Below are 12,480 nucleotides of genomic sequence, written 5' to 3' on the forward strand. Positions count from 1 at the left end.
GCCCCTGACCTCACCGGGCCTACCAGAACCTCGGTCGGAAGACCATCCACAGGCCGAGGCCGATGAGGATGACCGGCAGGGCAATCAGCCGCAGGCCCGGAGTCTCCAGACCGAAGACCACCACCCCGAAGGCGATGGTCGCCAGCCCCGGAAAGATCGGCCAGGGGTTGGGCTTCGTCCCGATGGCGTAGACGAAGAAAAAAGCCAGCCCGATGAGGACGAAGAAGAGACCGCCGGATTGCACCCCCGGCAAGCGCCAGGCCTGCAGAAGGGTGAAGGTGCCGACGGCGGCGACCATGCTTCCGGCGATGAGGAAGCCCAGTTGACGTCGGTTGGAATAGGCGACAAAGAAGCCGGCGGCGATGAGCCAGAGGAAGGCCCCGCCGGTGATCTCGCCAAGGTCGGCGCGGAAGAACCTGGACAGGAAGGTCAGCGCCCCGATGAGGATGAGGACGCCTCCCAGGATGAGGCCTCTTCGTCGGTCGTCCATCAGTGTTACCTCCAAGCGATGAATGGAAAATGGTTCGTCACCGGTTCACTCGGGTCACCCTGTTAACGCCCTCACCCGCCATTTTGTTTCAGCCAAGGTCTGGGGTCAAGGGCGTCGATTCGAGCCAGCATCCTCCGGCTGATGGCCGGGACGAGCTCAGACAGGGGGAGCCCATAAGGGCAGCGCTCCTCGCAGGTCCGGCAGCCCCGGCACTCGAGGCCCTGGCGGAAGGTGGCCACGTGGCCGGGGTTCACCCGCCCCCAACCGGAGCGCTTGAAGAACAGCTCGGAAGAGGCGATGAAGTTGGTCTTGATCCCCTCCGGGCAAGGGACGCAATAGCCGCAGCGGCGGCAGAAGGTCGGCCCGAGCTCGGTCGCGTCGCTCTGCAGGTCGGCCAGGTCCTCCGAACCGGGTGCCCCCGCGGAGGCGGCCTGAAGGTTGGCCTCCACCTCCTCGATGGAGGCCACTCCGGGGATGGCCACGTCGATGGGTTGAGCGAGGACCCAACGGACGGCCGCCGCCGGGTTGCGGAAGATCCCGCCGGCCAGAGGCTTCATGACGATGATCCCGAGCCCGAGCCGGTGGGCCAGCGGGTGGAGGTCCTTGGCCGCCCCGGTCTCGATGAAGTTGAAGGGGAATTGCACCGTGGCGAAGCGACCGGTGGCCGCGGCCTTGATGATCGTCTCCAGACGATGGCTGGTGATCCCGATGTGGCTGATGCGCCCGCGCCGTTGTTCTTGGATCAGGTAGGCCAGGGCCCCGCCCGGGGCGAGGATCTTCTCCAGCGACTGGTCGTTCATGACGTTGTGGAACTGGTACAGGTCGATGTAGTTGGTCCGCAGCTTGGCGAGGGAGGCCTCGAGGTCGGCGGCGACTCCGTCGACGTCCCGGGCCGGGGTCTTGGTGGCGATGATCACCTGGTCGCGGCGGGGCGCCAGGGCCTCACCGATGATCTCCTCGCTGACCGTGTAACCCCTGGCGGTATGAAGAAGTTGATCCCCCGGTCGGCGGCATGGCGAACTACCGCCACGGCCGTGCGGCGATCCCCGACGGTCTGGATGGGAATGCCTCCGAAGCCGAGACGGGTCACCTTCAGACCGGTCTTGCCGAGCGACGTGCGCTCCAAGGTCAGACCTCCTTGACCATTTCTGAAGCCGGCAAATGACCTGATGCAAGGCATAGGGGTCGGGCAGACTAGCCCCGCGCTTCTTTTCGTGGAGGGATGCCGTTGTCGAAGATCTGGTTGAGCGTCGCCCTGGCCGCGCTGAGCGGCGCCCTCATGACCCTGCAGGGCTCCTTCAATTCCGCCCTGCTGAAGAAGATCGGCCTCGCCAATATGGCCCTCTTCGTCTCGGCGACGGGATTCATCGTCGCCCTCGGGACCTTCCTGGCCTGGGGCCGTTGGTCCAAGTTGCTCCAGATGACCAAGGTCCCCTGGTACGGCTGGCTTGGAGGGGCCATCGGCGTGGCGATCATCGCCGGGGTGGCCTACGCCATCAGGCAGGTCAGCACGGCCCTGGCCATCTCCTCGATCATCACCGCCCAACTGGCCACGGCCCTGGCCGTCGACCACTTCGGCCTGTTCCAGTCGGAGCAGGTGGCGATGACCTGGTTGCGCTTCCTCGGCCTGGCCATGATGATCACCGGGACCTATCTCATGGCCCGGCGGTGACCGGCCCGGGGAGGCCCCGGAAAGGCCCAGGGCGGCCTCGCCGGCCGGCTCAGGGCCGCAGGGCCTGGGCCGTCTCCTTCAACTGGGCGATGATCGGGAGCTTCTGCGGGCACTTCGGCTCACACTCGCCGCACTCGATGCACTCGTGGGCCGGCAAACCCTTGACGAATTGGTTCTTCCCCGTGCCGAGGACGGCGTATTCCCGCTTGGCGTACTCGGTCAGCCCCCAGATCCGGTGGTAGTTCATGTACCGGAAGTTCTCCGGGATGTTGACCTCGTTCGGGCACGGCTGACAGTAACCGCAGCCGGTGCAGTAGAGGTCGGCCAGTTTCTTGTTCTCTTCGTACATCTCGCGCAGCCGCCGCCGCTCATCTTCAGAGAGCGGCTCGGCCCGTGAAGCCGTAGCCGCGTTCTCCTCGACCATCCGGATCGACCCCATCCCCGAGAGGGCCGTCCCCACCCCCGGGTGGGACAGGACGAAACGGAGGGCCAACTCCGGCGTGCTGGTAACCCCGCCGGGAACGGCCTTCATGATCGTCTCCGAGGGGAAGCCCAGCCGGCCGCCGCCGACCGTGCCCATGATGGCCACGCCCATCCCTTGTTCATGGGCGTGGTGGATCCCATCTTCGTTGGCCCGGTCGAGGACGTTGTACTGGACGGTCATCGACTCGAACTCGCCGGTGTCGATCAGCTTGTGAAGGGCCTCCGGGGTGTCGTGGAAGGAGAAGGAGATGTGCCGGATGAGTCCTTCGTCCTTGGCCTTGCGGGCGTACTCCAATGGACCGCCCTTGACCGACAATTTCTCCTCATAGACCTTCCAACTGATCCCCCACATGTGGTAGAAATCGATGTAGTCGAGCCCCATTCGCCGGAGGGATTGCTCGAGGTACTTCTGGCAGTCGTCGGCCGTGGCCGCCTCGTCCGGCGGGTACTTCGTCGAGAGATAGAGCTTCTCCCGCGGGTAGCCCTTGACCGCCCGACCGAGGATCCCCTCACTTCTCTGTTGGCAGTACCTCGGGGCCGTATCGAGGTAGTTGACCCCGAGGTCGATGGCCCGACGGATGACCCGCACCGCCTCGTCCTCGTCTTCCGGCAGGCGCATCGCCCCGAAGCCGAGGGCCGAGACCCTGATTCCAAGCTTACCGAAGTCGCGATACTCCATGGCAGCCTCCCTGGGTCCTCCCACCGTCTGGACCGGCTCCCCGACGCGCCGTTCAAAGTCCGGTACAAGGCGGTTTTCTTATTTGTTCGTCAGGCGAAGGACTCCTCCTGCTCGCCGGGAAACCAATCCGCAGCCTGCCTTCTTGGGAGTGAAGCCGATGATCGTCCTGGAGACGGAACGGATGGTCCTCCGCCGGATGAACTCCGGTGATGTCGACAACCTACTCCTGATTTTTTCCGACCCGGTGGCGATGCGATACTACCCGTCGACGAAGGGCCGGGACGGACACGGTGGGGTGGAACTGAGGGGCGGCCGGAACCTGGGGTTCAACCGCTTCGGGCTGAGCCGGCTGGTCTCCCTGATCGACCCCGGGAACGAGCCGTCCTAGCGGGTAGCCCGGCGGATCGGGATGAGCTTCGAGGCCCAGGTCGAGAAGTGGGGCAAGACCCTCGACCTCTATTCAAGGAATAAGGGCGCGTCGTCCTAGGCACTCTGGCTCAGAGGGGGTGCGCCGTTTGGGTGATGTCTTTGATCAGGAATGGATCCAGCCGTTCCGTTTCTCGCCCCGGCCGAACCGGGCCCACGAAATCCGTTGGCGGGAGTGGGGCCGGACGGCCTTCGACGAGGCCAGGGCGGCCGACCGGCCGGTCCTCCTGTCGATCAGCGGGGTATGGTGCCATTGGTGTCACGTGATGGATGAACGGACGTACTCCGAACCCGAGGTCATCAAGCTGGTCAACGAGCACTTCATCCCCGTCCGGGTGGACACCGACCAGCGCCCCGACGTCAACGAGCGGTACAACCTCGGCGGCTGGCCGACCACCGCCCTCCTCAGCCCCGACGGGCGGGTCATGGGCGGTGGGACCTACGTCCCGCCGGAGCAGATGGTGCCCTGGCTCAAGCGGGTCGTCGAGGCCTGGCGCGACGGCCGCGAGGAGATCGAACGGCAACTGGCGGAGCGCCGGGCTCCCCGGACGACCGCCCGCGGCGCTCCCTTGGCGGCCGTCCCGGCGGCCCCCCGGGACGAGAGCCGCGGTGAGCGTCTATCCATGGACATCTACGGCGACGTCCTGCGGATCATCAAGAAGAGCTTCGACGACGAGCACGCCGGCTTTGGCCGGGCGACCAAATTCCCGATGGTCGAGGCGATCGAGTTGGCCATGGACGGCTATGTGACCACGCGCGACGAGGACCTCCGCGACATCTTCGCCCGGTCTCTCGAAGCGATGGCCGACGGCGGGATGTTCGACCACGTTGAGGGGGGCTTCTTCCGCTACTCGACCACTCGAGACTGGTCGGTCCCCCACTTCGAGAAGATGCTCGAGGACAACGCCGCTCTTCTCGATGCCGTCCTCGGGGCCGTCCGGATCGTCGGCACGCCGAAGCTCTACGGGGTGGCCGAGGACGTCGTCCGCTTCCTCGATGACGTCCTCTACCAGAAAGACTTCGGGGTCTACGCCGGAACCCAGGACGCCGACGAGGAGTATTATTCGCTGGACCGCAAGGAACGAGCCGAGCGCAGGGCACCGGCCATCGACCGCAACATCTACGTCAACTGGAACGCCGACGTCGTCAGGGCGATGGTCGACGCCTCCTGGGTCCTCGACCGCATCGACCACCTGACCCGGGCGGTCGAGGTGATGGACTTCCTCCTCGAGCACGCCCACGACCGCGGCCACGGAATGGCTCACTACCTGCCGGCGCCGCCGCAACGGGTGGTCCGCCTAGACGCGCCGTCTCAATTCGGGGCCTCCATCCCCGAGCCGCCCGAGGGCCGGCGGAACTGGAAGCCACAACTGTGGGGCCTCCTGGCCGACCAGGTGGCCTGCGGCCGGGCCCTCCTCCGGCTCTACCACGCGAGCGGCAACGACCGCTGGCTTAAGACCGCCGGGGACCTGGCCGACCTGGTCATCGCCGACCTGGCCGCCCCGGGCGGGGGTTTCTACGACCTCAGGCCCGACCCGGAGGCCCCCGGAGAGCTGGCTCGCCCGAGGCTCAGCCTGGACGGCAACGCCCGGGCCGCCCGCTTCCTTCTGGAGCTCGTGGCGGTCATCACCGACGAGGCCAAGGCCGAGGAATACCGTCGTCAGGCCGTCGCCGCTCTGGGGCGTTTCACCGGGTCCTACCGCGATCACGGTGTGATGGCCGCCGGCTATGCCCTGGCCGTCGCCGAGGCCATCCGTCCGTGGACCGTCGTGACGATCATCGGCGATCGGCGGAACGAGCGGACGACTGCCCTCGAGGACGTGACCTGGGCGGCCTTCCGGCCGCAGAAAGCGATCCGCCTCCTCGACCCGGTCGAGAAGGCGGATGAGATCGAAGCGATAGGCTTCGGACGGGACCCGGACCCGCGGGCCTATGTCTGCGTCGGGACCCGCTGCCTGCCGCCGGTGGCCGACTCCAGCATTCTGAGAGGGATCCTGGAGAAAGAATCGGTCCGGGAGGTGGCCGACGGGCCGGTCAAGATGCTCGGAATCGAGGGGGAAGGCATCGGGGCCGACGGCGGCAAGCGTCCTTGAACCTAGGGCAAGCCAGGCCATCAGGCTCATTTGCGCGGTCGGACCGCGGCTCACCGCTTGGGGACTTGGTCACTGGGGGTTTCGTTGGGCGCTCCTACAGCCTTCTGCAGGAGAACCAGCCCCCACACCGCAGCCGCGACCACCAGGCCACCAATGACCCCGCCCAGCAGAAAAGCGACCGTCGCGAGGGTGGGGTGAGACGACACCAGCAGGGCGAAAGCCGCCCCGGGCCATGATGCTCGGTGCGCGTAAAATGGCCACGCGATCAAGCCGAAGAGCCAGAGCAGCACATCCTGACCAAGGTAGAAGAGGGCGAACAGTTTCTCCCAGTAGGCATGCGTGGTTAGGGACCGGATGGCAAGCGAACATGGTTGGGACGGGACGATCCATGTGTAGAAGAAAGCCGCCCCGGACTGGCTGTACCACAAGCCAAGGAGGTACAAAGCGTTGGCCAGTCCGGTCACCGCCCCGAAAATCATGATCCGTAGGCGTAATATTCGCCTGTCCACCGTGCCTGCTCACCTCCCCACAGCAGATGAGCTTGGGGCTTTAGTTGCTCAGGAAGATCGGGCTGGAGTAGATGTAGTCCGAGAGGCCGTCAACGTACAGATAGTAGTAGTGTTGCCCGGAGGTGGAGAAGCTGAAAGAGCCAGAGAGGTTGTAGGTGGTACCTGCGGCGTAGTCGCCTGTCCAGCTGAAAACGCTTTGAGCTTTGTTGTCTCGATAAACAACGAGCGTGTATATCCCGGACTGCACGGGTTTGAAGGTGATGGAGAGGCTGGTGACGTAACCAGGGTACGAACCGCCATGCCAATCGCTGCCTGTTCGAGCGGAAGGGAAACAACCGCTGGAGAAGGTCGATCCGATCATGTCGGTGAGTTCCGTTCTCCACCGGGACATCGGATTGGCGGAGTCGCTGAAGTTCGTCTGGACGCCAGACATCAACTCCAGACCCCTATAGTCGGTTGCGTTCCAATCCAGCCAAGCCGTTACCGAATAAGGGTGAGCTATGCTGGCCGAAGACACCGGGAAGTTGTTGTGTTTGACATTGAAGATGCCTTGTTGAGGACTATATGTTTTGTTGTCGAGACCGGTGAGACTTGTTATACCGTAGGCCAGAAGATCTCCTTGATTCTGCCAAACCCCGTATGGACCAATGCTCCGACAGTAAACTCGGCACCTGGATAAGAAGCCGTGATTCCTGTTATGCCGGTCACCTGTGAACTGTAGTCGGCCCAACCAGTAGTCTTTGTCTGGATCAGATCCGTGTGGTCCGTGATGTAGGCGATGCGGTAGCCCTTAGTCGCTAGTGTATCCCTGATCTGTCCCGGCGTTTGGCTTCCGTCAGACAATGTGGAATGGATGTGCAGGTCGGCCGGGCTCCACGATGAATCGGTGGGCAGGCTCTGAATGACGATCACCATGCTGGAGGATGCCACCTGGGCCCCCTGACCGACGGTGATGGTTAGCGGGTAATTTGTGTAATCCTGTATGATGAAGGGCAGTTGGTTGGTGGGAATCTTGAGACTGGACCATCTAATCCCCTTCGGGAAAGCGGCCTGCATCTTTGCTTGAAGGACGGCGAATTCCTGCGCCTCATCCGACGCGAATTCCCTCGTTAGGAGTGAATGGTGTAGTCCCAGCCACCGAGTAAGGTCAGTGTCTGCAACGTCTGTGGTCTCGTTGATTGTCAGCTTTAGGTCGCTAACGACCTCGCCGGATATGGCTTGGTCAGAACCAGGGTTGTCCGTTCGGAAAGTCGAAACACGGGCCATCACCTCCGATAGGATTGCTTCCTTTCCGGGAAGACGGGGGCTGCCAATGGTCCGTTAGTCTGTTTCACCTCCTCTGAGCCGCTAGCGCAAACGGAATCCAAAACCGAGGACTTTTAGGATACCGTTTCCAAACGCGCCCCTATTGTCGGTTCTGTGACTATTCTTTCAATTCCTTGCACTATTGGAAATAACCGTTAGGCAAATGTCGACATCTTTCGTGCGTCCGCTCGCAGTTCTTTTCGCAGTGGAAGATGGACATCCCTATGAACCCACGAACAGCAGGGGGTGGGCCCTTACACCATCGCCACCCCGATTAGCTCGGCGTAGGCGGCCAGGTCTTCCTGCCAGTGCCCCCTGACCAGAACATGATGGTTGCCCAGCGGACGGCGGAGGAAGTAATCCACTCCGCCGTCCAGCTTTACCTGGACCTGGGTACGACAGAGGTCTTCCTCGCGACCGTTGGCGGTAAGTTCTCCCTCAGCTACGTAAAGACGGTCCAGATCGCCGCCACCGATACGGGCCAGGGTCACCGGGCCGAGCGGCAGGGTCCCCTGAATGCCGACGCCGAGGCCCGACTCGAAGTGCGACCGCACGGTGTAGTCGTCGAGCAGGCTCCGACCGACAGTGCAGTGGGCCAGCCACAGCGAGCCCCGGGCACGGTCGACCCGGGCCGGGTTGGCCATGAACGGGGTGCCCCCGCTGACATAGGCCAGGAGCATCATCGTCAGGGTGGAGGGCAGGTCGCCCTCACAGCCGGCGATGAGGCCCTCGTCGGTCAGGGCGGAGAGAGCCAGGCAGCCGGTGGTGCCAGCCTTGAGCACCAGGTCGAAGCAGCGGACGGTCATGGCGTCAAGCCGGTGCACGTCGGCCAGCCGGCGGAGGGCGGCATAGACGGCGGCCGCCCGGGTGAGGTCCTCGTCGCTGGGTTCCCGGACCTCGCGGGCGCCCTTGACGAAGGCCTCCTTCAGCTCGGCGGCGACCGGCGGCAGCGGGCCGCCTCCAGCGACCTCCTCGTATGCTTGTACGAGGTCGTCGATGGCGATCCGGACGACCTGCGGCCCCCATCCCTCGGTCACCCGCCGGGGGTCGGGTGAACTGGCCGCCAGCCAATCCGAGGGCTCACCGATGAGGCCGATCCTGGCCGCGCCCAGGCGGCGCCGGGTGGCCGCAAGACGAAGGGCCCGGCCGAGCTCACGGTGGTCCGCCCGGCGGTCCCCGGTCAGATAGACGACCTTGCCGACCCGCTTCGTCTGGCCCAGGCGGGCGAGGACCTCCAGCGCCGCCGGGAGCGAGTTCTGCCCCGGGTGGGCCAGCAGGACGACCGGCCCGTTCCGCTGCCGGACGGCGTCGAGGATCAATCCCTCGGTCCCGCCGGTGACGACGAAGAAGACGGCCTCTTCCTCCGGCCGGACTTCCGCCGCCTCCCGACGCCGGAAGTGGAGGTCGGGAATCCCCTCGACCATGGCAGCATACTCATCGACCGTCCGGCCGACGGCCGCCTCGTCGTGCAGGATGGAGAAGATGGGGACCAAGGCGATCTCCCTCAGGCGTGGTCCCTCCCTATCCTTGTCGGCCGGCTCATGACAGCTCCCGGTCAAAACGCTCCCGGGCCAGGCGGCGGTAGGCCGCCGCCTGGGCCTTCAGGAGTTCGTCCCCCCAATGTTGCCAGTAGAGGCTCTGCCAGGCCCAAAGGGCGGCCTGGCGGTCGTCCTCAGTCCCCCGCCGGTAGAGTTCGAGGCCGTCGATCAGGTCTCGATAGACCCCGGCCAGGGCGTCGGCCAACCGCGGGCCGAGGGTCTTCCAGGCCTCGTAGACTGAACTGGAATCGGCGAGGTGGCTTTCGGAGGGCGGACAATGGGCCACCTCCCGGGCCTCCGGTAGATGCAGGAAGGCCCAATGCAGGCGACAGAGGATGGACTGCAGGCGGATGAGGAGGCGTTCGGCGTCCGCTCCGCGGGCTTCTTCGGGAAACCCCGCCGAGCCCTCGACCAACGACACCAACTCCCGGGCCTCGGTCAAGAAGACGGCCTCGGCCCCATTCTCCGACCTGCCTCGCGGTCTGTTCGGCAAGCTGCGCACCTCCATCGGACCTGCGTCGGCAGGAGCTCACGGCGTCACGGCGAACAATGTCCCAGGAATCCGAAAGGGGCAGTCGACGTGATCGTTTATCTCAACGGCCACTACGTCCCGTATGAACAGGCTTTGATCCCGGTGGAGGACCGCGGGTACGTCTTCGGAGACGGCATCTACGAGGTCGTCTGGATCAGCGGCGGTCGTCCATACGCCTTCGCTGACCACGTCGAGCGACTCAGGCACAGTGCTGATGGCATCGAGCTGGAATTGCCCGATGACCCGTCGGCTTATGCCACCGTCGCCGAGCGCCTCCTGGCCGAGAACAGCCTCACCGATGCCACCATGTACCTGCAGATCACCCGAGGCGTGGCGCCGCGGACGCACACCTTTCCGGCCGCCGCCCGGCCGACCGTCCTGATCATCGTCCGCGGGGCGACGTCCATTCCCGACGAACAGCGTGAGGCCGGGCGGAGCGCCTTGACCGTGCCCGACCTGCGTTGGGGACGCTGCGACATCAAGAGCATCAACCTGCTCCCCAACATCCTGGCCAAGCAGGCGGCGGCCAAAGCCGGGGCCTTCGAGGCCATCTTGACCCGGGACGGCCTGGCCGTCGAAGGAGGGTCGTCCAACTTCTTCGCCGTCTTTGACGGGACGCTGGTCACCCATCCGGCCGGGCCGAGGATCCTCGGCGGGATCACCCGCCTGCGCCTCCTGCGGATCGCCGAACGTCTCGGCCTTCCCGTCCGTCTGGAGGCGATCTCCCTGGCCGAATTGGGCAAGGCCGATGAGCTCTTCTGGACCAGCACGACCGTGGAGGTCATGCCGTGCACCCAGATCGACGGCCGCCCGGCCGGCGGAGGCCGCCGGGGCCCAATCGCCAGACGCCTCCAGGAGGAGTTGGCCAAGGAGATTAGAGGCTGACCCGCCCTGGGCGCCCCACCAGACCATACCCGCGCCCTCGAAAACGCCCCGGCGACCGCCGGGGCGTTTGCTTTAGAAGGCGATGATCAGGCCGCCCTTGCCGGCGTAGGTCCCGAGTGTCGGACCCATCTGGCTGACGATGATCCGCCCGGGCCGGAACCGCTCCATCAGCCGGTCGCGAAGCTCAATCGCGGCGGCCAGGTTGTCGGCATGGGTGATGCCGATGACCTTGTCGGCCAAGTCCCGCCCGCGCTCGCCGACCAGTTCAACCAGGTGCTCGAGGAGCTTCCTTGTCCCCCGCACGCGTTCAAGGGGAACCGGTCGGCCGTCGATGTTGTGAAGGATCGCCTTGAAGTTCAGGAGCTGAGCCACGAAGCCTTTGACCGGACTCAACCGACCGCCTCGGACCACATTCTCCAGCGTCTCCAGACCGATGAGGACGGTCAGCTCGTCGCGGAGCTTGGTCAAAAGGCCCGTCAGCGCCTGGAGTCTGAGCCCGTCGCGGGCGGCTTCGGCCGCTCGGAAGGCCAGGACGCCCTCGCCGAGCGAGGCGGCCAGCGAGTCGAGGATAACCACCGGCCGGCCGGACATCTCCTTGCCGAGGTTGGCCGACTGGTAGGTGCCAGAGAGGCCGGATGAGATGGTCACGCAGAAGACGCCGTCGCCCCCGCTCGCCTCGTGGGCCTCGGTGAAGGCCTTGGCGAACTGGGCCGGCGTCGGCTGGGCCGTCTTGGGCAGGCTCGGGCTGGCCTCCATCCGCCGGTAAAACTCGGCCGGGTCGAGATCCCGCCCTTCGACAAACTCCTCATCCCCGAAGCGGACGGTCAAGGGGACGATTCGGATGTCCAATCCTTCAACGATTTCGCGGGGCAGGTCGGCCGCGCTGTCGGCGACCACTTTCACGCTCATTGCACCCCCGCCTTCGGCTTCAGGTGTTGGTCATGGGAGCCGGCGATTGAGCCCCCCCAAAGCAATGACTATCCGTTTTCGAGCTTATCGACAGAGACAAACATCGGGACGGTATTACTGCCCTCAATCCGGAACTCTATGGCATAAGTTCTGCTCTTATGGGCGGCGCTGATTTCCCCGGTTTCCAGCAGCTTGGCCAGAGTCGCGGGATAATCCAGTCCCAGAGTCTCAGCCCGAGCAAAGAGGAATTTCTCATTTTCCCCCGGCTCATAGTGACCGGCTAGATCAAACTGATATTCATCGGCAGAGGCGGCATAGTAGGTGTAATCCCCATCCTGCCGCACCCTCAAGTCTACCAGATTATAGATCATGGTGCTATCATTATAGCTTTCCGGCCAAGGGGTATATGCTTCGCCGTCAAACATCACACTCTTGCGGTAAGGTTGATGCTCAAGTTGCGGATACACATTGTTGGGTGCGGCAAAGATCTTGCGCAGTCGTGCTTCAGCCTCATTCTTGGGGATACTCTCAGGGAAAGTCCCAAAGTCACCGGTCCATGTAAAGAACAAATAGGCCAAAGCTGTCCCGGTGGACTCGAAATCATACCAATTTACCACAGGCATGAAGAAGAAACGGTAATCCGTACCCATTTGGTTGAATTGCCGTTTAATATCGACGGTGATGTCGATGCGGCCATCTCCGGCGATATGGCTGTCCGCCAGTGCCCCGAGTAAGCCCTCTATCCGCGGAAGATCACAAGCTTTAACCGGCTTCTGGGCATCATTGGGCGGGTTACTTCCAGAAGGTTCGTTATTTTGCGGTTGACTGCACGCGGTGACTGTAATCGCTAACAAGACAATACATATTGCGGCAATGCCGAGCCTCTTGTTGTTATCCAATATCCTTGCAAGACTTTGTTTCATTGCTTGCGGGCGACAATTGCGCTGTTGTTTAGACAC

General features: G+C 64.1%; 14 protein-coding genes. 4 read left to right on the plus strand and 10 right to left on the minus strand.

Translation table 11 applies throughout. The annotated features are described in order from the left end of the window. Nucleotides 1–19 precede the first annotated feature (19 nt). Together VGL40_13705 and VGL40_13710 are read right to left on the minus strand one after the other, a co-directional pair. A complete protein-coding gene (locus VGL40_13705) occupies nucleotides 20–490 on the minus strand; it encodes a hypothetical protein (protein HEY3316319.1) in 471 nt (156 codons plus the stop codon). 71 nt (nucleotides 491–561) lie between these two features. After that, nucleotides 562–1,665, minus strand: coding sequence for an aldo/keto reductase (locus tag VGL40_13710; GenBank protein ID HEY3316320.1), 1,104 nt, complete (start codon nucleotides 1,663–1,665; stop codon nucleotides 562–564). A 53-nt stretch (nucleotides 1,666–1,718) separates the two neighbouring features. Here VGL40_13710 and VGL40_13715 point away from each other — a divergent pair, with 53 nt between their 5' ends. Further along, nucleotides 1,719–2,162, plus strand: coding sequence for a DMT family transporter (locus tag VGL40_13715; protein ID HEY3316321.1), 444 nt, complete (start codon nucleotides 1,719–1,721; stop codon nucleotides 2,160–2,162). A 49-nt stretch (nucleotides 2,163–2,211) separates the two neighbouring features. Here VGL40_13715 and VGL40_13720 read toward each other — a convergent pair whose 3' ends face one another. Beyond that, the gene (locus VGL40_13720) at nucleotides 2,212–3,324 is read right to left on the minus strand and encodes an aldo/keto reductase (protein HEY3316322.1); all 1,113 of its coding nucleotides are present in this window, start codon (nucleotides 3,322–3,324) and stop codon (nucleotides 2,212–2,214) included. A 157-nt stretch (nucleotides 3,325–3,481) separates the two neighbouring features. On the opposite strand from VGL40_13720, the gene VGL40_13725 reads away from it, so the two are divergent. Together VGL40_13725 and VGL40_13730 are read left to right on the plus strand one after the other, a co-directional pair. Next, entirely contained in the window at nucleotides 3,482–3,712 is a 231-nt protein-coding gene (locus VGL40_13725) for a hypothetical protein (protein HEY3316323.1), read from the plus strand. A gap of 127 nt (nucleotides 3,713–3,839) precedes the next feature. Continuing rightward, the gene (locus tag VGL40_13730) at nucleotides 3,840–5,843 is read left to right on the plus strand and encodes a DUF255 domain-containing protein (protein HEY3316324.1); all 2,004 of its coding nucleotides are present in this window, start codon (nucleotides 3,840–3,842) and stop codon (nucleotides 5,841–5,843) included. 50 nt (nucleotides 5,844–5,893) lie between these two features. Here VGL40_13730 and VGL40_13735 read toward each other — a convergent pair whose 3' ends face one another. From VGL40_13735 to VGL40_13755, 5 genes are all read right to left on the minus strand, one after another. Next, nucleotides 5,894–6,352: a hypothetical protein gene (locus VGL40_13735; GenBank protein HEY3316325.1), complete on the minus strand. Its 459-nt coding sequence runs from the start codon at nucleotides 6,350–6,352 to the stop codon at nucleotides 5,894–5,896. A 40-nt stretch (nucleotides 6,353–6,392) separates the two neighbouring features. Beyond that, nucleotides 6,393–6,785 (minus strand): hypothetical protein, encoded by a 393-nt coding sequence (locus VGL40_13740; protein ID HEY3316326.1) that lies wholly within the window; start codon nucleotides 6,783–6,785, stop codon nucleotides 6,393–6,395. A 161-nt stretch (nucleotides 6,786–6,946) separates the two neighbouring features. Next, nucleotides 6,947–7,618 carry a hypothetical protein gene (locus VGL40_13745; GenBank protein HEY3316327.1) on the minus strand — a complete coding sequence of 224 codons (672 nt, stop codon included), beginning with the start codon at nucleotides 7,616–7,618 and terminating at the stop codon, nucleotides 6,947–6,949. A gap of 293 nt (nucleotides 7,619–7,911) precedes the next feature. Continuing rightward, complete coding sequence (locus VGL40_13750; protein HEY3316328.1) at nucleotides 7,912–9,216, minus strand: hypothetical protein; 1,305 nt, start codon at nucleotides 9,214–9,216, stop codon at nucleotides 7,912–7,914. Further along, complete coding sequence (locus VGL40_13755; GenBank protein HEY3316329.1) at nucleotides 9,197–9,688, minus strand: DUF5063 domain-containing protein; 492 nt, start codon at nucleotides 9,686–9,688, stop codon at nucleotides 9,197–9,199. Before VGL40_13755 ends, VGL40_13750 begins: the two co-directional genes overlap by 20 nt. 87 nt (nucleotides 9,689–9,775) lie before the next feature. Between VGL40_13755 and dat the strand changes: the two genes are divergently transcribed. After that, nucleotides 9,776–10,612, plus strand: a complete 837-nt coding sequence (gene dat / locus VGL40_13760; protein ID HEY3316330.1) for a D-amino-acid transaminase — start codon at nucleotides 9,776–9,778, stop codon at nucleotides 10,610–10,612. A 72-nt stretch (nucleotides 10,613–10,684) separates the two neighbouring features. On the opposite strand, the gene VGL40_13765 is transcribed toward dat, so the two are convergent. Further along, nucleotides 10,685–11,521 (minus strand): DegV family protein, encoded by an 837-nt coding sequence (locus VGL40_13765; GenBank protein HEY3316331.1) that lies wholly within the window; start codon nucleotides 11,519–11,521, stop codon nucleotides 10,685–10,687. 68 nt (nucleotides 11,522–11,589) lie between these two features. Then, nucleotides 11,590–12,480: a hypothetical protein gene (locus VGL40_13770; GenBank protein ID HEY3316332.1), complete on the minus strand. Its 891-nt coding sequence runs from the start codon at nucleotides 12,478–12,480 to the stop codon at nucleotides 11,590–11,592.

Source organism: Bacillota bacterium, from assembly GCA_036504675.1.
Classification (GTDB): domain Bacteria; phylum Bacillota; class Sulfobacillia; order JAJYWN01; family JAJZPE01; genus DASXUT01.